The sequence below is a fragment of the Roseiconus nitratireducens genome (assembly GCF_008629675.1).
GTDB classification, from domain to species: Bacteria; Planctomycetota; Planctomycetia; order Pirellulales; family Pirellulaceae; genus Stieleria; species Stieleria nitratireducens.
Map to the genome: position 1 here is coordinate 12,732 of NZ_VWOX01000010.1, position 20,434 is coordinate 33,165.

14 protein-coding genes are annotated in these 20,434 nt (G+C 58.0%); 8 read left to right on the forward strand and 6 right to left on the reverse strand.

Going from position 1 to position 20,434, the window contains the following annotated elements; translation table 11 throughout:
• Nucleotides 1-86: 86 nt before the first annotated feature.
• Entirely contained in the window at nucleotides 87-1,337 is a 1,251-nt protein-coding gene (locus FYK55_RS17265) for an SHD1 domain-containing protein (RefSeq protein WP_150077703.1), read from the reverse strand.
• Between the two features lie 487 nt (nucleotides 1,338-1,824).
• On the opposite strand from FYK55_RS17265, the gene FYK55_RS17270 reads away from it, so the two are divergent.
• Nucleotides 1,825-2,982: a sulfatase-like hydrolase/transferase gene (locus tag FYK55_RS17270; protein WP_150077704.1), complete on the forward strand. Its 1,158-nt coding sequence runs from the start codon at nucleotides 1,825-1,827 to the stop codon at nucleotides 2,980-2,982.
• A 42-nt stretch (nucleotides 2,983-3,024) separates the two neighbouring features.
• On the forward strand, nucleotides 3,025-3,219 hold the full coding sequence (locus tag FYK55_RS17275; protein WP_150077705.1) for a hypothetical protein: 195 nt from the start codon (nucleotides 3,025-3,027) through the stop codon (nucleotides 3,217-3,219).
• A gap of 83 nt (nucleotides 3,220-3,302) precedes the next feature.
• Here FYK55_RS17275 and FYK55_RS17280 read toward each other — a convergent pair whose 3' ends face one another.
• Nucleotides 3,303-4,301 (reverse strand): chemotaxis protein CheB, encoded by a 999-nt coding sequence (locus tag FYK55_RS17280; protein ID WP_150077706.1) that lies wholly within the window; start codon nucleotides 4,299-4,301, stop codon nucleotides 3,303-3,305.
• Nucleotides 4,302-4,511: 210 nt separating this feature from the next.
• Between FYK55_RS17280 and FYK55_RS17285 the strand changes: the two genes are divergently transcribed.
• The gene (locus FYK55_RS17285; protein ID WP_161604585.1) at nucleotides 4,512-10,058 is read left to right on the forward strand and encodes a chemotaxis protein CheB; all 5,547 of its coding nucleotides are present in this window, start codon (nucleotides 4,512-4,514) and stop codon (nucleotides 10,056-10,058) included.
• Nucleotides 10,059-10,134: 76 nt separating this feature from the next.
• On the opposite strand, the gene FYK55_RS17290 is transcribed toward FYK55_RS17285, so the two are convergent.
• On the reverse strand, nucleotides 10,135-10,677 hold the full coding sequence (locus FYK55_RS17290) for a GNAT family N-acetyltransferase (RefSeq protein WP_150077708.1): 543 nt from the start codon (nucleotides 10,675-10,677) through the stop codon (nucleotides 10,135-10,137).
• 453 nt (nucleotides 10,678-11,130) lie between these two features.
• Here FYK55_RS17290 and FYK55_RS17295 point away from each other — a divergent pair, with 453 nt between their 5' ends.
• Nucleotides 11,131-11,877 (forward strand): DUF4159 domain-containing protein, encoded by a 747-nt coding sequence (locus tag FYK55_RS17295; protein WP_161604586.1) that lies wholly within the window; start codon nucleotides 11,131-11,133, stop codon nucleotides 11,875-11,877.
• An 8-nt stretch (nucleotides 11,878-11,885) separates the two neighbouring features.
• Here the strand turns inward: FYK55_RS17295 and FYK55_RS17300 are convergent, their stop codons facing one another.
• Nucleotides 11,886-12,437, reverse strand: a complete 552-nt coding sequence (locus FYK55_RS17300; RefSeq protein WP_150077710.1) for a DUF1579 domain-containing protein — start codon at nucleotides 12,435-12,437, stop codon at nucleotides 11,886-11,888.
• A gap of 246 nt (nucleotides 12,438-12,683) precedes the next feature.
• Here FYK55_RS17300 and FYK55_RS17305 point away from each other — a divergent pair, with 246 nt between their 5' ends.
• From FYK55_RS17305 to FYK55_RS17320, 4 genes are all read left to right on the forward strand, one after another.
• The gene (locus tag FYK55_RS17305; protein WP_150077711.1) at nucleotides 12,684-13,619 is read left to right on the forward strand and encodes a WD40 repeat domain-containing protein; all 936 of its coding nucleotides are present in this window, start codon (nucleotides 12,684-12,686) and stop codon (nucleotides 13,617-13,619) included.
• Nucleotides 13,620-13,831: 212 nt separating this feature from the next.
• Nucleotides 13,832-15,601: a type II and III secretion system protein family protein gene (locus FYK55_RS17310; protein WP_161604587.1), complete on the forward strand. Its 1,770-nt coding sequence runs from the start codon at nucleotides 13,832-13,834 to the stop codon at nucleotides 15,599-15,601.
• 72 nt (nucleotides 15,602-15,673) lie between these two features.
• The gene (locus tag FYK55_RS17315) at nucleotides 15,674-16,516 is read left to right on the forward strand and encodes a hypothetical protein (RefSeq protein WP_150077713.1); all 843 of its coding nucleotides are present in this window, start codon (nucleotides 15,674-15,676) and stop codon (nucleotides 16,514-16,516) included.
• A gap of 76 nt (nucleotides 16,517-16,592) precedes the next feature.
• Nucleotides 16,593-17,336, forward strand: a complete 744-nt coding sequence (locus FYK55_RS17320) for a tetratricopeptide repeat protein (RefSeq protein ID WP_161604588.1) — start codon at nucleotides 16,593-16,595, stop codon at nucleotides 17,334-17,336.
• 20 nt (nucleotides 17,337-17,356) lie between these two features.
• Here the strand turns inward: FYK55_RS17320 and FYK55_RS17325 are convergent, their stop codons facing one another.
• A complete protein-coding gene (locus FYK55_RS17325) occupies nucleotides 17,357-18,739 on the reverse strand; it encodes an ATP-binding protein (protein ID WP_150077715.1) in 1,383 nt (460 codons plus the stop codon).
• A gap of 206 nt (nucleotides 18,740-18,945) precedes the next feature.
• On the reverse strand, nucleotides 18,946-20,433 hold the full coding sequence (locus FYK55_RS17330; protein WP_150077716.1) for a pilus assembly protein TadG-related protein: 1,488 nt from the start codon (nucleotides 20,431-20,433) through the stop codon (nucleotides 18,946-18,948).
• Nucleotide 20,434: the final 1 nt, after the last annotated feature.

The following is a 20,434-nucleotide window of genomic DNA, read 5'->3' on the forward strand; positions in this document are numbered from 1 at the left end:
CTGATCGCAGTGGATCCCCGAAGGGGATCGTGCACATGCGTGTGGTCGGTCAAGTGGGCGAGGATTCTGTGGCGGATGGAACGAGTTCAACCGGCGCCGCCTAGATCTGCGAGCAACTGATTGAGTTCACGAAACGTCGGCTGCGATTGGGAGACTTGGAAGATCTTGCCGCCAATCGGTTGGATCTGCCCCGGGCCGCCCAGCGGTTTCCACGACGATGGCTCCACCAGCGTCATGATCGCGTTGACGACCAGGGACGCCATGGGCGTTGAGGCAAACGGAACGTTGACCCGACGTTGTTCAAGTTGTTCCTGAGCGTAGTCGGCCGGAACGAATTCCAATTCGTTGGGCCGTTCCAGCCACTGGCAATCGATCTGACCCAGGACCAGATTGAGTGCGTCCGCTGCAGATACCTGATCCAGATCAGCGGTGATCGCCAAGTCGGTCGAAAGCGATTCGGAAAGGCGGACCTTGCGATTGATCTGCGATTGCAATTGCTCAGCAAATTCGTCCAGCGTGCCGTTGTCGAGTTCAATGGCAACGACGGCATTGTCCAGAGGGTGGACGAAACGGTGAGGTATCGGCCGCAGTTGAAGTTGTTGGGCAAGCTTCCGGTGGATCTCACCCGTCTGTCGAATGACCACGAAGTTCGGCAGCGGAACGACGGAGCCTCGACCACCCATCGCTTCCCAGCTTGAAGGTTCGACACTTTGGAGCTTCTGTGAGACGGCACTGAAATCATTTCTCGGGATCGGAATGCGGTACGCGAAGACTTCGATCGAATCGCGGGCTGCTTTCTTGATCGAGGTCACGACCAGGGCGGTGCGGAGGCGATACCAGGCCAACTGCTTTTCCGCCAGCACGGTGTCCAACTGTTCCGACAGCGAAGCAGCGGCGACATCTGAATTCACGGGCACGTCGGCCGGGATTCCCGCTTGGTTCAATCCACGCCGGTCGATGAAAACCGGGCTACCCACTCGCTTCAGAAACGAAGCAAGTGTTTCCTCGCTCTGACGCTGGATCGGGGGTCCGGCCAGGCTCGTGTCCAACGCCCGCTCGGCGTCCGACGCCGACCGTTTCTTTGCGGACTTGCCGGATGATTCCAGGTAGTCGATGTCGGATTGGCTGAGCCTGGCCTTGGGAACATTGATCACTTGTCCCGCGGCCGTCTTCAAGCGAACCGTGTTCGGGGTTTGAGAGATCAGTACCGCCTGGACCGAAAATTTACCGCTGTTGTCTTGCCACGTTCGCGGCACTTGAGAGAAGGCCCGTGGCGACAACGCCGAAAATCCGATCAACAGGCAGACAGCGATCCCTCGCGGATTCGTGAATTGCATCGCTTTGGCTCGGGGGTCGGAGAAGCGGATGACCGGATGTTCTTGAAGCGATTCTTCGCCGCATCACGTTCGCCACTATAGCAACGGAAGCGAAACCGGGTGAATATTCCCTGCTCGTGCTAGGTTCGCGGTGGTGCCGGTGTGTTGCGGAACCAGACCGACGGCCTGCCACGTAGCTGCCGTCGCCAGACGGCATGTTAACCCATCGCTTCCGTCACCAGACAGCGTGTTAGCCCGTAGCTGCCGTCGCTAGACGGCGGCTTGAGACGCTTGGTGATTACTGTTGCACGCTTTCAGACAAAGCCAATCGTTGGTTTCCCGGTCGGCTGGTTCCCAGGCACTCAACTTGGAATTGAAATGCCACGCAGGGTTCGCCTGCCAGACGTCTCGCGGATTTCCTGCCAGACGCGCGACAGAAATCACGGTCGTTGGTTGAACCGAGTAGAATCCGGCGTCCAAACGCGCGCACTATCTTGAGGCCTTGATCATGTTTCGCAACATCGTGTTCCTCATGGGCGTGATTGCCGTGGCGAGTGAGCTAATTGCCGCGGATTCACGCCGACCGAACTTTGTGGTGATCATGGTCGATGATATGGGGTATGCCGGCGTCAGTTGTTTTGGCAATCCGTACTTCAAAACTCCTGAAATTGACACGTTGGCGGCTGAGGGAATGAAGCTGACCGACTTTCATTCTTCAGGGACCGTCTGTTCGCCGACACGCACAGGATTGCTGACCGGCAGGTATCAACAGCGGGCGGGAATTGAGGCCGTGATTCATCCGGATCCAAATCATCCCGAACATCGCAAGGGCTTGCAAACGTCGGAAACGACGTTCGGCGAATCATTGAAAGCATCCGGCTACGTCACCGGGCTGGTGGGGAAATGGCATCAGGGATACCCGCAGAATTCTGCCGACTTCCATCCCCAGAACCACGGGTTCGACGAATTCGTGGGATACCACAGCGGAAACATCGACTTTGTCAGCCACGTCGGGGATCACAACCGGCATGACTGGTGGCACGGGCGGAAAGAAGTCGATGAACCGGGATATGCCACCGACTTGATCAATCAGTACTCGGTCGACTTTATCGAAAGGAATCGCGACCAACCGTTCTGCTTGTACGTTTCCCATCTGGCGATCCACAATCCGGTGCAAGTCCGCGGGGACCCGGTGCGGCGATCGGAAGTCGAGGGATGGAAACGTTGGGAGCCGACCAGCGAGCAGGAGCGAATTTCAAAGTTTCGTGGCATCACCTTGCCGATCGATGAAGGCGTCGGGCAGATTCGGCGGACACTGATGCGACTTGGCCTGGAGCGTGACACGCTGATTCTGTTCTTCTCCGACAACGGAGCGTCAGCGGACTTTCCCAGCGGTAGTGACCAGCTACGCGGCCGCAAGGGGGCTGTTTATGAAGGAGGGCACAAAGTTCCGTTCATCGCTTGGTGGCCGGGGAGAATCGCAGCCGGTCAGACCAACGACACGCCGGCAATCACTTTGGATGTGATGCCGACGTTGCTGGCACTGGCCGGGGCCGAGCCGCCCGCGGGGCGGCCGTTGGATGGAATCAACCTTGCGCCTCTGCTTTTGAATGCAGAGCCGCTACCGGCCCGTTCCTTATTTTGGGCTTCGTTAAGTAATCGCTGAGCGCGCGCGGAGGCGATGCGCCGGGGGCCTTGGAAGCTGGTGGTGCAACATCCCAAAGCGAAGCCCGGCCGTTTTCAACCCGAATCCGTCGAACTGTACCGCCTGGATCGTGATCCTGGGGAAACCGACAACCTGCTGGAGCGGGAAGCTGGGCGGGCCGAATCGATGTTGAGCCAGTTGAAGGCCTGGTACGCCGAGACACAGGAAGAGGCCACCAAGCAATTAGGCGGATGGTAATCCAACATCGATGGGTCCGCCTTGCGCTGGCGACGCTTCAGGGCCGGAAGGGCGACTCCCAGCGACCTTCGGCCAATTAAGAGCTATTCGGGAATGTCGCCCAACATTTTTCGCAGCCGGTTCACGTGCTGCTCTGATTCCGCCGCCTTTTCGGATGCCAGTTCCGCGGCACGCGTGAATCCGCGTTCGGCGTCATTTTCGGCAAGCCGTTTCAACAGCCGCAGCCGCTCTTCCATCACCCGGAGCGCGACCCACAACGATTGCTCTTCGGCCTCTTCAAGTCCCGCGACCAGATGCTGAGCGGTGTAGGCGTGCCCGGTATGGCAACGAAAGCGGGGAACGTCGTCCGTCATTTCCCACAGTGGTCCACCGCATTCAGGGCAACTCGCTGCAACCAGTTCGCCCAGGTGCTCGGCTGTCTTGATATCTCCCGATTGCCGCATCAAGACGGCCGTCTCCTTTCTCAGCTCGCTGCGCATTCGGGGTGTCAGACCGGAGGCATTTCCGGAGTCTTGGGAATCATTGAGCAGTCGCCCCAAGAGTGGTCCGATTTCATCCGCGGGCACGCAATGGTCGGGCGTTTGGTAGCGGAGCGCATTGGAGGGCATATCGGGCGTGATGGCCGTTTCTGGATCCTGCACAATTGTTCGGCCACCGGCCTTCTTGATCGATAAGAGACCAGAAGAGCCGTCATCCAAAGATCCTGAGAGTATGACCCCAATGACCCGACGCCCGTGCGAAAGGGCGGCCGAGCGGAACAGCGGATCGATTGCGGGCCGCACGCGGTTTTCCCTCGGTCCACGACTCAAATGCATTTGATCCGCATCAATCAAGAGGTGGCGGTCAGGCGGAGCCAGATGGATCTGGCCGTTCTGGATCGACATTCCGTCTTCGGCAGCTCGGACGGTGACCGGGCACTGACGATTCAGTATGTCGGGCAAAAGATTGATGGAATCCGGAGACAGGTGCTGAACAACGAAGACCGCCGCATTCAAACGGTTTGGAAGGCCGGAAAGGACCTGCCGGATCGCTTGGATGCCGCCACTGGAGGCGCCCATCACGATGACGTTGAACTTTGGCATGGAGGTTTCCGGGGCGAAAGAATGGGAAGTCGCGTACCGTCAGGAATGAATCAGCAATGCAGGTGTTGGCACAACGGAGGCCAACATCTTTGTTAAGAGTCAGGTTTGCTAGAATTGTCGCGAAAAGCTCTATTGAGCATCTGCGGTACCGCGGGTCGACATCCCGGGGCGTGTCCTCGCAACTCCCTCCAGAATTCTTTGGCTGAACGTATGGCGAAGAAGAAACGGCCGACTAAGTCAAAGAAAGAGCGTTTGGGATCAGAAGATTCTTCACGCGGGTCGGCGGGGCAGGAAGCGGGCAGCGGTTCGAAGGTCGAGCCGCGATCGGAGAGTGCAAACGACGACCCGGGAGGTCGTTCAGGCTGTGTCGTCGTCGGGGTGGGCGCATCGGCGGGAGGACTGGAGGCCTACAAATGTCTGCTGCGACATTTGCCGTCCAACTCGGGAGTGGCGTTCGTGCTGGTTCAACATCTGGACCCGACGCACGAAAGTCTGATGGTCGAACTTCTGTCAAAGTACACCAAGATGTCGGTGCAGCATGTCGAAGATGAGACACCGATCGAGCCGAATCATGTCTACATGATTCCGCCGAACCAGTTCATCAGCATGCGAAACGGCGTGCTTCACTTGGAGCCACCCGTTGCCGAACGTGGCGTGAGGCTTCCGATCAATCACTTCTTCCGATCGCTGGCGATGGAATGTCGTGAGCGAGCGATTTGCGTCGTCCTGTCGGGCACGGGGACCGATGGGGCCGAAGGGGTCCGGCACGTGAAGGCCGAGGGCGGGATGACGATCGTCGAGCACCCGGACAGCGCCGCCTATGACGGCATGCCCCGGGCGGCCGTATTGACCGGCGCGGTCGATTACCTTCTGCCCTGCGAAGAGATGGCGAACGTCATCGTGTCTTATGCGAAGCATCCCTACGTGAATGACCAGCCACGAGCGTCACTAGCGGAGCGGGCTCCCGATCATTTTCGCGCCATCCTGACCTTGCTTCAGGCCCACACCGATCATGATTTCACTCGCTACAAGAAGGGGACACTGACCCGTCGTATCGAGCGCCGGATGGGCATCCGTCATCTCGACAACCCGGCGGACTATTTGAAATTGCTGCGGAATGACGCTGCAGAGTTGAAAGAGCTGTTCAAAGACATGCTGATCGGGGTCACGCGTTTCTTTCGCGACGACGACTGCTGGGAAATGATCGCAGATCTGATCGGGCGAAGGATTCGTGAACGAACTTCGGAAGAACCGTTTCGGGTTTGGGTGCCCGGTTGCTCGACCGGGGAAGAGGCCTACACGATCGCAATGCTTCTCCATGAGCAACAAGAGATTCTGGGTCGTCGATTGGATACCCAGATCTTCGGAACGGACATCGACAGCGAATCGATCGAGATCGCGCGTCTGGGTGTTTACTCTGACGGCATTGCCAGCGATTTGCCCGACGGCTACGTCGATCGGTTTTTCCATCGCGAGGGCGACCGGCTGCGCGTCAAGAAAGGGTTGCGGGAATCCTGCGTGTTCGCCGCACAGAACCTTCTTTCGGACCCGCCGTTCTCTGGTCTGGATCTGATCAGCTGCCGCAATCTATTGATTTACATCGAGTCAGACGTCCAGCGACGCGTGTTCGATATGTTCCATTTTGCACTGAAGCCGAGCGGTCTGCTGTTCTTGGGAAGTTCGGAATCACCGGGCAATCGAAGCAACCAATTCAAGACGATTGCGCAGAAGGCACGAATCTACGAAAAGGTTGGAGAGAGCCGATCGCTGGCGTCGGCGTTGTCGATGGGCGCTACGGAGCCAACGTCGCGTCCGGTCTCCGCCAGCGATGGATCGTTTGGGGTTCACCCGACCGTTAGCATTACGGAGATATCGAAGAAAGCGCTGATGGACGCGTTCGCGCCGGCAAGCGTGGTCGTCAATCAGAAGGGAATGATTCAATACATCCACGGCCCCGTGCGGGATTACTTGGATTTTCCCACCGGCGAACCCGAACTGGATTTGGCGGCGATGGCTTTGGATGGACTGAAGGCGAAGACACGCCAGGCCCTGCAGCGTGCTCGGACCGATGACCAGGTAACCCAATCGATTGCGCCGCACGTTCGTCGCAACGGTTCGCGCGTGGCGGTTCGCATTCGCGTTCAACCGCTGAGTGCCATGCGAGGTGAGTCGAAGCTGTACCTCATCAGCTTCACTGACGAAGGGACCAGCAAGGCGTCAGATTCCGAGTCGGTCTGGTCGGAAGAGTTGGGGCAGTTGGAAGGCGAGTCCGAGCGCGAGCTCGCGTTGGAACTTCAAGCGACTCGGGAGGATCTGCAGAGCACCATCGAAGAGGTCGAAAGCGCGAACGAGGAATTGAAGGCCTCCAACGAAGAAGTCATGTCGATGAATGAGGAGCTGCAATCGACCAACGAGGAATTAGAAACGTCGCGGGAAGAACTGCAGTCGCTCAACGAGGAGCTGAGCACGGTCAACAACCAGTTGCACGACAAGGTTGACGAAGTTGAACACACCAACGATGACCTGACAAATCTGTTGGCCAGCACCGAGATGGCGACTCTGTTTCTGGATAGCGACTTGCGGATCCGCAAGTTCACTCCGGCGACCAAGCGGTTGATGAACCTGATCGATTCGGACATCGGTCGCCCCATCGTGGATTTGGTCAGCCGCGTGAATGATCCTGACATGGAACAGGACGCCCGGGAGGTCCTCACCCACCTGGCCCCTGTCGAGAAGGAAGTTCAGAGTCGCGGGGGGCAATGGTTCATGCGACGCATCAACCCATTCCGGACGTCGGAAAACAAGATCGAAGGGGTGGTGATGACGTTCTCCGATGTGACTTCGGTCAAGGTGGCATCCAGGCAGATTGAAAACCGGGAGCGGCAGCAAGCGATCATCGCACAGCTGGGACGTGCGGCGCTGTCCGGGTTGGACTTGGCGGAGTTGTTGGATCGCGCCGTTGTGGATTTGGCGGAAACGTTGGAGACGGAATTCGCGAAGGTGTTGCAGCTTGAAGAAGATCGTCGGAAACTGAAACTGGTCGCCGGTTATGGCTGGCGAGAAGGATTGGTCGGGTCGGCGCTGGTCCCGACGGGAATCGACTCACAGGCCGGATACACGTTGCAGTCCTCCGCACCCACGATCACGAAGGATTTGCGGAAAGAAAAGCGGTTCAGCGGACCCGAGTTGTTGAGCGAGCATGAGGTGACCAGCGGCATGAGTGTCATCATCGGTCCGGAGGATGCGCCCTGGGGTGTGCTGGGCGTCCACAGCAAACAGTCCAAACAGTTTTCAGTCGACGATGCGAACTTTGTCCAGTCCGTTGCGAATCTGATTTGGGAGGCCATTCAACGCAAAAATCATGAAACCAAGCTGCGCGACAACGAAGTTCGGATGCAGGCTTTCCTGAGCAATAGCGCCGTCGTTGCTTGGATGAAAGATGAGCAACTGCGTTACACCTACATGTGTCCAACGTTCGAGAATCGATTCGATTTGGACCAGTCGGAATGGATAGGCAAAACCGACTTCGACGTCTGGCCCGATGAGATCGCCAAACAATTTCGCTTGAACGATGAACACGTGCTGAAGACCGGGGATACGATCGAAACGGTTGAGCAATCGGCCTATCCCAACGGGGAACGCCCGCACTTTTTCGTCTCCAAGTTCTTGTTGACCAATTCTTCGGGAGAGCGGTTCGTTGGCGGGTTGGGAATTGACATTTCGGATCGCATCGCGGTCGAATCGGAGCTCGCTGAGAATCAACAACTGTTGCAGGCTTTCATCGACAACGCGGACATCTGCATGGGTGTGGTCGAACTCCCGTCGGACGACTCCGACGTGCTTCATGTTTTGGACAACGTCGCGACGGAAAGGTTTTTTGGTGTCGGTCGGCATCAGACCGAAGGGCGTTGGGCGCGAAAGGATTTGCAAGTATCGGAGGAATGCGTCGAGCAATGGATCGCGAAATACCGAGAGTCAGAATCCAAACGTCGGGCCACGCGATTTGACTATTACCATCCTGAAGACGAGTCCGTCGGTGAAGGTCGCTGGTTGAACGTTTCGGTTTCCTACATGGGAGACGGTGAGGAGGGCAGGACACGTTTTTGTTACACGGCCAGCGACGATACCGAGCGAAGGAAGGCCGAAATCTCCGTCCGGGAGAGTGAAGAACGTCTTCAATTGGCTGCCCAGATGGCGGGGTTTGGAACCTACTACGGCGATTTCCAAACCGGCCAGCTGATCTGGTCTTCGGAGTTGAAGTCGATTTTCGGATTGGCGAGCGACGAGTCGATCGAGCATGCCGCAGGCGAAGTGACCGACCAGATTCATCCCGAGGATCGCGAACGGGTTGAGGAGCGATTCCGAGAATCGCTGGATCCCCGAGGACAAGGCGTCCTCAACTTGGAACACCGAATCGTGCGGCGTGACGGCGAGGTGCGTTGGGTCATGCTCCAGGGGAAGACCGCGTTCCAGGGAGACGGGCCGGATCGGAAGCCGTCGCGAATAGCCGGCGTCGTCCTGGACATCACCCTTCGTCACGCCTACGAAGAACAGGTCGTTTCGGCGCGTCAGATGGCGGAACAAGCAAACCGTGCGAAAAGCCAATTTCTGGCCAATATGAGCCACGAGATCCGGACGCCGATGACCGCCATCTTGGGATACGCGGACGTTTTGATGGACCGGACAAACGATCGGGACGTGATCCAATGCGTTCGAACCATCCGACGCAATGCGGACTACCTGTTGGAACTCATCAATGACATCTTGGATCTGTCAAAAATCGAAGCAGGCAAAATGACCCCTGAGATTGCCCCGTGCAATGTCGCAGCGATCTTGTCCAACGTCCGTTCATTGTTGAACGTGCGTGCGGAGGTGAAGGAACTGTACCTGGACGTCGAATTGGAAGGCGAGGTCCCCGAGCTGATTCAAACGGATGACAAGTTGTTTCGGCAAGTGTTGATCAATCTGGTCGGAAACGCAATCAAGTTCACGCAGGAGGGAGGCGTTGTGGTCAAGGTCAGCTGCAATCCGGACCAGCAATCGCTGAACGTTTCCGTGACGGACACCGGGATCGGCATCAGCCAACACGATCTGAAGCGGCTGTTTCGTCCCTTTGAACAAGTTGATAATTCAAATACGCGAGGCGCCGGCGGCTCCGGACTGGGCCTGTCGATCAGCAAACGAATCATCGACTTGCTGGGGGGTAAATTGGAGATTGAAAGCGAACTCGGGAAAGGTTCGACGTTCCGATTCACGATCGCGACGGGATCCCTGGATAGCGTCACTTGGGTGCCCAAGGAATCGGATGCCTTGGCCGAAGCGGAAAGCCAAAACCCCTCCGATACACTTCCAGCGGTGAAGGGGCGTGTTCTTACGGTTGACGACCGTCGTGACATTCGCTTCTTGGCGAAAGCGTTCCTGCAGTCGGCCGGTGCGACCATCATCGAGCGAGAAAACGGAGAGCAAGCGATCGAAACCTGGGTCGAAGCGAGAGAGAAAGGTGAAGCGATTGATGCCATCCTGATGGATTTGCAAATGCCGGTCATGGATGGTCTGACCGCGACGCGCCGATTGCGGGAAGAAGGATATACCGGACCGATCATCGCGTTGACGGCGAGCGCTATGGACGCCGATCGCCAGGGGAGTCTCGCTGCCGGGTGCACCGACTTTGTCAGCAAGCCGATCAACAAGGCTGATTTGATCACCAAACTGGCCGCCTGGATCGCGCATTCCGAACAGGATTCTCAACCGGAGTGACGATCACTGGGGCGATCTCCGTATCCTGATCAACGACCACCACCGGATAACGCATCGCCGCAACCGTCAATCGGCATCAAGTCAATCGAGCGAACAAGTCGGAATCAAGGAATTGCCCGTCTTTTTGCCGGTACCGACGCAACCGTCCTTCCCGGTGAAAATCGTTTTTCTCCAACACCCGAGCGGAGGCAGGATTCTTGGGGAAAACGTGGGCGGAGATCCGGACAAGCTGCCATTGGTCAATGGCGTATCGACAGGCCGCTTTGACCGCGTCGCTCATGATGCCCTGGCCCCAAAAGGGGCGGCCGAGCCAGTACCCGATTTCCGCGCAGTGGCCGACACTCAATTCATCAAATCCGATCCCTCCGATCGCCCTTCCGCTGGTATCACGAATCGCAAAGTGCAACGGTCGCCCGTACGCTCGCGTGACTTCCTGGACACCGTGCACGAATGCGTCGGCATCTTCACTGCGGTAAGGAAAGGGGATGCGAAGCGTGTTCTCATGGAGTTGCGTGTCGTTGAGGTATTCGACGAGAGATGGCTTGTCGGTATCTTCCAATTCGCTCAGGTAGCGTCCTGATCCGATTTCGATTCGGGCGGATTCGGGGGCGTCGAACATGATCTGGGTATCGGTCGGTCGGATGCAGAACTGTGTAGCGAAGGTGCCAGGCGATTGGCCGTTGCAACGATCGCGAGGGCGTGGAGCCCGATGCTGCTTGATGCGTCGCCGCTTCGGTAGACACGTGTGATCGGCGATGGTTCGCGTGGGCGCTCGGAGGAGGGTGCAAGGCAGGTTGGCCTGGTTTAAAATGTTATCCAGACCCGGTCAAGAATCTCTCATGATCCCTTCGCTAGCGTCGCTGTTCGGCAGAAGGCGAGGCTCTGTGGGTGAAATGCTACCTTCGCACGACGCCGTCCAAGTTGAGCGTGAGCCGATGTGGATTGAAATAGCGCCAGTGGCGAATCGCGTGACCAGCAACCAGTGAGGCGAGTGATGGAAGTGACGGTGCGAATCAGGCGGTGTACCGCAGTTCTCATATTTGGCGCAGGCCTCTGGCTGACGAGGGAGGAAGTGTCGGGACAACAGCCACAACCGGTCCCCGTCCAATCCGGTGCGCCGGACTGGCTCCGGACCTACGAATTTGATCAGCCCTTCACATTCGTTCGCCTGAAGTACGAACAACCGCAAGGTCGTTGGGCGACGGATTACCCTGACGCGGAAATCAATCTTTCACAGCGTCTACGAGAGTGGACGTCCCTTGAGATCGGTTCCGATGGTGTCGTCTTGGATGTTACCGATGCGCGATTAGAAAAATACCCCTTTGCCTACCTGTCCGGTAACGGGATCTGGCAACTGTCCGAAGCGGAAGTGAAATCGCTTCGCGAGTATTTGAACCAAGGCGGGTTCCTGATGATCGACGACTCGTGGGGCGAAGCGGAGCGACGGAACCTGCTCGGGCAGCTGAAGCGAGTGCTGCCGAATCGGACGCCGCAGGAATTGCCGCTGGGGCACCCAGTCTTCCACACCGTGTTTGACATGGATCAGAAGCCTCAGGTCTGCGGAATCTTCTACGCGCTTCAGGGGAAAGACACGGGCGTCACCTGGGAGCGAGCCGATGCAAAAGATGTTTCGTATCAGGCGATCAACGATGATCAGGGGCGGCTGATGGTGCTGATCTGCCACAACACGGATCTAGCGGACGGTTGGGAAAGGCTAAACGACAACGCCTGGTACGCCCGTGAATTCTCCGAGAAACGGGCGTTACCGATGGCGATGAACATCATTTTCTACGTTCTGACCAAGCAACGAGGTGCCTGACCGCCGGATCATGGTTGTTGGCGTTTCAGCTCACCCGTCATGAACGTGACCCAAGTGCCATCTTCGGTTTTCATCTCAGAGGTCGCAACGATCAGGTCGGGAGATTTGAATTCATAGCTGTCCCGAAAATCGGTCTCCGCACCACCCGACATGAAGTTGGGACCTTTCGCCGTGAGGCTCAGCTTTTTACCAGTGTCGTCCACCGTGCCTTCGTATTGCCAAAGGTGATTCATCATGGAGTCGACCCAGGTGCCGACGTACTTCTTTTTTGCTGGATCGTACCCGATGGTTTGAATCGCATTGAATGTGGTTCCGGCCATGTCACCTTGCATGCGATTGATCAGCCAGAAGCCGCCCAACATCCGAGAATTCATCGATCCGGAGCATTCCATCTCCGGTTGGCCTTCGGTCGCGACGGACTTGGAGTGGGAGGTCCATTTTCCGGTGAACTGTTTCAGGAACTGATGCTCTTTCTGTGGTTTGGGGAATTCTGGAGGCTGTGCCAATGCGCCGGCCGACATGAAGATGACGATCGAGAGAAGCTTGCTGATTCGATTCATCGCAAAGTACTGCTGAGTTGGAGGCTGGGGGGGGGTGAACGAGACGCGTTGATTCTAACGTCGCCGACCGAGAGATGGCGGCTCTGTGAGCTGACGATTTGGTAGGATGGACGGACCATGTTCGCCTGGTTGGGACGATGGCACGTGGCGCAGAAGTAGCGTGCGAGTCCGGTCTCAATCGGCTACCAGCTCCGTCAGGTGGGGAGGTTTGATGTGGCATCGGCTACGTTAAGAACGGTGCGGTTGTTGGCAGAACACACCAAGCCGGTCCATGCCGTCGCATTTTCGCCCGACGGGCAGCTGCTGGCCACCGGGGCTAGGGACCAGATCATTCATCTGTGGGAGGTCGACAGCGGAAACCTGCTGGGGAGTCTGCACGGCCATCGACATGCCATTCGATCGGTCTGTTTTTCGGAATCCGGCCGGACGCTGATCGCGGGTGCTGGCGATTGGTTTGACCGGGGGGAGGTGCTGGTTTGGGACGTCCAGGCCGCTACCGTCCGCCACGCGCTTGCGCGGGACGGTGATGCGGTCGATTGGGTGGGCCATACCACGTCGGACAACGAAATCGCCGTCGTCACAGGATTTGGTTGCGGGCCGCGCGACCCGGTGGAACCAACGGTCCGCTTGTACGACGTCCGTTCGGGACGTTGTCGTCTGACGTTCCAGCGAGAAAACTGCTTCGCGGTTGCGCCGGAGGGAGGGTCGTTCGCGGTCGGTGGTCCGGATTGCGCGATCAAACTGCATCGCGCCAACGATGGCGCGCCCCTGGGCCGGCTCGCTGCCGCGATGGGAAACGTGCTTTGCGTTGCATTCTCCGCCAGCGGAGAGCTGCTGCTGAGTGCGGGGTTTGGGCGAAAGGAACAGGGCGCGGTCCATCTTTGGGACATGTCGCAAGGGACGATCCGACGTTCCTTCGTGTTTGATGATTCCGCAATCAGCCGGGCAATGTTTCACAGCGACGATTCAATCGTGGCAACCATCGGAAGTGAAGGTGGTTGTCGATTCTGGGCGGTCGGTACCGGCGAGTTGCTGGGCGAAACACGTGAATCTTTGCGAAAGCGGCCGAATCCCAAGTCGATTGCGATCTCTCCCGACGGATCGCTGCTGGCGATGACGTCCAGCGAAGCCAAAGGCGCGATCGAGCTTTGGGACTTGGGCGATTTGGCCTCTGTCGGCTGACCGGTGCGCGCCGATCGTTCCGGGGCTCCAGCGAACCCCGCGAATGAAAGCAAAAGGCGGCGAGCATCTCAATCGAATTCGTCTACTTTCAATCGCCAATTTCTCCCAAGGGCCAAAAACCGCTGCAGACCCACCCCCCCACAGTCGATTGTGAATAGGTACGGGTGGAGTTTCAGGGAGAGCAGGTTGCAATGCGTTTTCAATGCCGTCGGATGAATGAAGTGGCAGTCACGCTCGCGCTCTGGATGTCGTTTAGCGTCATCCCGATCGCCCATGGGCAAATGCCACTTTCCAAGATTCCCCCCGAGGGACAACAGCGGACACCTCTGCTGCAATCAGTTGAGGAAGCGCCAGCGCGCTCGCAGGAGCAGTTTGGCACCTTTGTTAAAGAGATTAGTTCCAACGATGCGATTTTTCGATTGCGCGCTGGACAAGGGCGATTGCTAGTTTTGCAATCCGATCTGGTGACTCCGGAAGGTCAGAGCCCCTTGATCGCCGCGGGCGATCCGAGCGTGATTGAATTTGAGGTGGTGGGACCACGCCACGTCCGAATCACGGGGCAACGGATTGGCGTGACCGATCTGTCCATCGTGACGCCCGACAATGAAAACATCAGCATGGAAGTGCACGTGACGGCGGATCTGGAGTTCCTGGCAGCACGCCTGAACGAGATCTTCCCGGATGCTTATCTGGAGCTATCGCCCCTGCGGGACCATGTCGTGGTGAAAGGCGAAGCGCGCGATACTCGCCAAGTGGCGCAAATCATTCGCACGATTGAATCCTTTTTGGTGTCGGTGGTCGCGCAGGAAGCGGTTGACGTGAAGGGACGCGGAACCACCAGCGTTGATGATATTCCGCCGCCAACCCAACCGCGATCTGCGCCGTCCGACGGGCAAGCTGACGCGGCCCCGCGTGCCGAAGTGGTCCCGGGTGCGGAATCGTTGGAAGTGAAGGCCGAGATTCCGGTTCCGCAGGTCATCAATCTGATTCGGGTGCCGGGCCCGCAACAGGTGCTCTTGAAAGTTCAAATTGCCGAACTGAATCGAACGGCCTTGCGAGAGTTCGGGACCAGCTTCCTGTTTCAGGGCAACAACTATGCCGTCGGGACAACCGTTGGTCCCCCGCTGCCAACGGGCAACAACATGGGGACGGGCGGTGGCATCGCCAGCAATGCCGCTTCGGGAATCTTGGGCCTGCTCAATCCGCTGCCTGGCCAAGATACCATCACAAAGTTTGCGGTCTTCGACGGGGGCGATGTCAACTTGCTGTTCAATTCGCTCCGAAACAACCAGCTGTTGAAGATTCTGGCAGAGCCCAATCTGGTTGCGATGCACGGGCAAGAGGCTCAATTCCTTTCGGGTGGAGAATTCCCGGTACCCGTCCCACAGGCCGGATTGGGCGGTGCAGGTGTCGTGACGATTGAGTACCGAAAGTTCGGCGTGGAGCTGGACTTCGTTCCCCACATCCTGGACAACGACCGAATTCGATTGGCGGTAAGCCCATCGGTCAGTTCCTTGGACTTCGCGACCGGAATTTCAATTCAAGGAACGTCCGTGCCAGGGCTGAACACTCGGAACACCAGCACCGTCGTGGAATTGCGAGAAGGTCAAAGCCTTGCCATCTCGGGGATCCTGCAGGTCGAAACCGCCGGCGGAACCTCACGAATTCCCGGCTTGGGCGACTTGCCCTACATCGGCCCCCTGTTCAGCAACAATTCGACTCGCACCGTTGAAAAGGAATTGTTGGTGACCGTCACGCCGCACCTGGTCGACGCGGTGGAGCCGGAGCAACTTCCTCCGCCTCCGGGCGCCATGGTGTGTGAGCCGAACGACCATGAATTCTACCTGAAGGGCTGGATCGAGGGCGACGGCGACGGGCTGTACCGATCGACCACCAGCTGGGCGCACCCCTTCAGTTCGAACGAACATTTACGTGCGGCGGAAGACTACTACATGTGCGGCCCACATGGTTACTCAAAGTGAATCGAGCAAAATCAATCGATTTTGGTCGCCGATATTTCTCGGTCAGCAAACTCTTTCAGGAATCTTTCTGCCATGAAAGGTGTCTATCGTCTTCATTGGATCGCCGTTTTGCTAGCGGCTTCCGGAATCTCCCAAACCGCTTCCGGTCAGGAGCTTGTTCCGGCGATCGTGGAAGATTCGGCAGCCGTGCAGTCGGATCGAACGCTCGCCGAAGCGACGCCGATCGAGATCGATGGCGGCCAAACGAGTACCGCACCGATCTCCGGCGAATGGGGGTACACACCCAGCGAGGAATTTGTGATTCCGCCGCTGGAATCCAGCGACCCGATCGTTTCGTCCGAGGCTGACTCTGCGGTTGCGTCGCAACCAAGTGCGCCGCACGTTGCGACTTCCTGCCGTTGCCAGGAAGCGGGACATGCGTCCTGTCGCGGCGATTGCCACCGGCTTCTGGATCCCAGCCGGTATCGACGTGATCCCTGTTCGTTTCGGCCGTTCGGTGACGCCGTGCAATCCGCTTTCGGGGCACAAATCGCAAACGGGCAGGCTGATCGCACCGTGCTGTACCAGTATGACTTCATCCAGGGGACCGCCTCGTTGAACCGTCGGGGCTTTGTGGAACTTGTTGAGATCGCGGAGCGATTGATGGAGACGCCACTGCAGATGGTCATCGAGACCACCGGAAATCTTGAACTGGACGCCGCGCGACGCGCCAACGTCTTGGGGTACTTGGCTGAGATGCCGTATCCGATCGGCCCGGAACGTGTGATCACCGCGATCCCACAAGTCCCAAGTCTGGACGGCATTGATGCCATTTTGACCCATCAGAGACTGCTTCAACTGGCGCCTCTCGGAAACGACGCGGGGGGCGGTAGCGTCATCACGGGCCTTCCAATTTTCGGCGACACGCAACCATAGTTCGACTGGCCCGACGTTCTTGTTAGACGTGGCCCGGGAAAGACGGCCCACGCAAGGAAATCAGCAAGGGATGACGATGAAACAGATCCTGCGAACCGAAGCATTGCTTTCCGTGGTGCTTCTGCTTTCCGTCGGTGGGTGCGTTGGACCGGACTTGATGAGGTCGGCAGAGTCTTCCGGAAGACTCCCGACGCCGACGGCGGATCAGGTTTTGGATGTCCAGCTGGCATTGGCACGCACGCTGGAAAAGCAGGGTGATCTGGCGGCTACCGAGGCAGCCTACCGGAAAATCTTGGCGGTAAAGCCAAATCAATTGACGGCGCTGCATCGATTGGCCGTCTTGTTGGACCAGCGGAAACGTTACGAAGAATCCGCCGAGCTATTCGTCAAGGCGATCGAGCAGCAGCCGCAAAGTCCGGATCTTTATTGCGACCTCGGATACAGCTGCTATTTGCAGGGCCGTTTCACCGAAGCGGAAACCTACCTGAATCAAGCAATTCGGCTGGATGCGTATCACGAACGGGCACACAACCACCTGGGAATGTTGCTGGCACAAACGGACCGCGTCGAAGATGCCTTGGCGGAGTTTCAGCAGGCGGGGTGTAACGACGCGGAGTCACATCTGAATCTTGCCCTTGCGTTCACTCATTGCAATCGGATTGCCGATGCGCATGAAGCGGTTCGCATCGCGAAACGTTTTCCATCCGGCAACTCGACGGTCAACGAACGGCTGGGCAGGATGGAATCGCTACTTGCAGAAATTGGACAGCGGGAGCCTTCTGAGATGATTGCAGCGCATTCGGTGAACACGGCGCGCTAGCGCTGAATGGCTCGAATCGTCTAGTTCCCGAAATAGCCTCGCCACGCGGCTTCCATGATTGCCTCGGTCAATACCATCGGCTGGCCGCGAAGCCGGCAGATGTCTTTGGCCCGATCGACCAGGTCTCTCGGCTCGGACGATCGTAGCGGAAACCCGTGGTCGCGATACCTTGTCAGCAGCGGTTGGACCATGGACTGCGGCAGTTCCAGTCCGGCATCGGCAGCGTACTTGGTCAGGATCTCCGCGTATTGATCGGGCGTGGGCGAAGTGAGATGCAGTCGGTAGCCCATCCGGCGCAGAAACGCGGGGTCGGCGACTTCTTCCACGGTCAGGTTCGTGGACACGATCAACATCAATATGAAAGGAACTTCGACCTTTTGTCCGGAGTTCAGGGCCAAATAGTCCACACGCTGTTCCAACGGGACAATCCATCGGTTGAGCAGGGCGTGGGATTCGACTTTTTGTCGTCCCAAGTCATCGATCAGAAACGTCCCGCCGTTGGCCTTCAAATGCAGTGGGGCTTCGTAGAAGCGATGGGCGGGACTGTACGCCAGGTCCAGCGATTCCATGGTCATTTCGCCACCGGCGACGATGAACGGGCGTTGGATCCGTATCCATCGGCGATCGATTCGTCCGGGATCGGACGTGTGCAGCGGTGCGGGAACATGTTGCTGGGGGTCAAAAATTCGAATGATGTCACCGTCGACCTGAATGCAATGGGGGATCCAGATGTCGCCGCGGACCGCTTGATGCAACAGGTGCCCCACACTGGTCTTTCCATTGCCGGGGGGGCCGAACATGAACAGACTTCGTCCCGAGGAAGCTGCAAGCGCGGCGGTTTCCACGGTTTCGTCTGGCAGCACCAAAGACTTGAGTGCCGCTTGAACCGCTTCCAGTTTGACCTCGTCTCGATTTGCTGCTTGTAAACCGATCATCCGACGATAGGACTCCACCGCGACGGGGGCGGGACCGACGTACCCGCACAGGTCGAAGAGTCGCTTCGCGTATTCACGGCCGCGCTGGGTGGCCGCATAGCGATAGCTGAAGGGACCGTCCTGTCCCAGCACTTCCACCAAGTGATCGGATTTCAATCTCCACAACAGTTCTTCGACAAGTTGCACCGGCAAATGAAGGCGTTCGGCGGCCCATCCGGTGGTGAAATGGGGAACGGTGCTGGCCATCCGGACTGCCAGGTCCGCTAGCCATTGGTCGTCGATCCCAGTTTCACCCAGGTGTTCCGGCGCTGCGGGGGCATTCTCACCGTCCACTTCGGCCAGCAGCGGCATTTCGGACGCAGGAACTCGCCCCTGGTCGGACTCTTCGCCTGTCGCGGATTCCAGACTGAGGACGTCGGCCAGTTGATCATCCAACAGGTTTTCATAGTCGGGCTGTCGTTCAATCATGATGCGAAATCTAAGAAGATGGGAAATGATTCAGACGCGGCTGGCATTGGGGCCCTTTGAGGTGCGAGCGCCCCTGAGATGGACGGCTCTTAAAATCAATGGGCTTTGGAATCAATGGGCCTTGGAATCAATGAACCTTGGCATGAACGGTCTGTCGTGAGAGGGTCAGTAGACTGCGAATCGGATGGTCGGCACGTCGCCCGCCGTTATTCGATCAAGATCAAAGGGGTGAAGATGGAGTCGTCTTCTCCGATTTCGCCGTCGTAGTCGGGGAGCGCGGTCCCGTCGATGACCTTGGCCGGTTGCATCCACACGTGTTTCGGGTTTCCGCTTTTTTCCACCCCAACGACCGAGATGCCGACGAAGCCAGAAAGAACATAGATGGTGTTGTTTCCGGATTCATCCGATGTCTCATCGAACAGCATCACGGTACGCGGTTCGCCGATGATCGTGCTGAGCGCATCGAGAATGCTGGCCGTTACCCCGGTATCGCCCTCTGCGCTCAAGGTGCCGTTCTCGAAGGTGAAGACGCCTTCGCCGTCGGCAATGCCCTGCTCTTGCATTGATTGCCAGTCGGTTTCATTCAACCCGTACAGAATCTGACGCGTTAATTCCGCGCCCGAGTTATCGGTGGCACCCAAGTCGATGGTCCCAGCGTTGCCAGCGGTCAGCGATTGCGCCCCTGCGGCTTCGGGGTACATGTCCACTTCAAGCAGTTGGTCCGGGCCGCTGCTGACTTGCCAGCTTGAGGGGCCGATCTGTTCCCGCGTGTAGTTGTCAAAGACGTCGCGTTGAACACGAGGCTTTTGCACGGTGAGCCCGGTTGCGGGATCGACGACGTCCTCGTAGACGACTTCCCCTTGGGAGTTCAGATCGAAATCGTAGAACAGCGGGCGATCGCGGTTGTAGGAAGCCGGGTCATCGGGATCGTCGGGATTCCCCACTCCTTCGTACTCGATCCATTCGTCAACAGCGACATCCGCAGCGCTGGTGCCCGATGCAATTTGTTCTTCCAGCCATTTCTGCGCATCTCGGCGTCGATACCAGACATCCTTTCGAAAAGCGAATGGCATGATGCTGGCCGTTTCACCGCCGCCGGGATCGACTCGAAATCCGCGGGTCGGCAAGATGACCGCGGTGGCCAGCACATTGACTTCCGCGGTGTCCCGTCCAAGGACGCGGGCAAAGAACAGAGGCAATGGACCGTCTCCGTTCGCACTGGACCCGGATTGCCAGCGATGCAATTGGACACTAACCATGTTGTACGGTGACACTCCCCAGGATTGCGTCCAGGTCCCGGAGGCGGCATTGAAAACCGCCTTTCCCAAGCGTATGTCCCGATCACTATCAGCGTAGGCAGATGCGAGATCGCCCGCCGGGTTTTCAGCGGCATAAGCAACCGCCTGTTCTTTGGCCGCTATGGCGACTTCCGCGGGGGTCTTCGTTTGGTTGATCCCGAGTCCCGGCAATAGTTCGGTGCCTCCCGCAAGTGCGGAAGCGTCGGCCGCCGCTTGCAGTTGAGTCCGCGTCATGACGATGTACCCGATATCAATCGCCAAGGCGACGAAGGCGATCAGAACCACCAACAGGATCGCCATCAAGGCCAGGATTCCGCCCCGGCGACGTCGAGCTTCCAAGCGTTTCGATAATCGGTCGCATTTGGCGTGGGTGACACGCGGGCTGTTCACATTCACT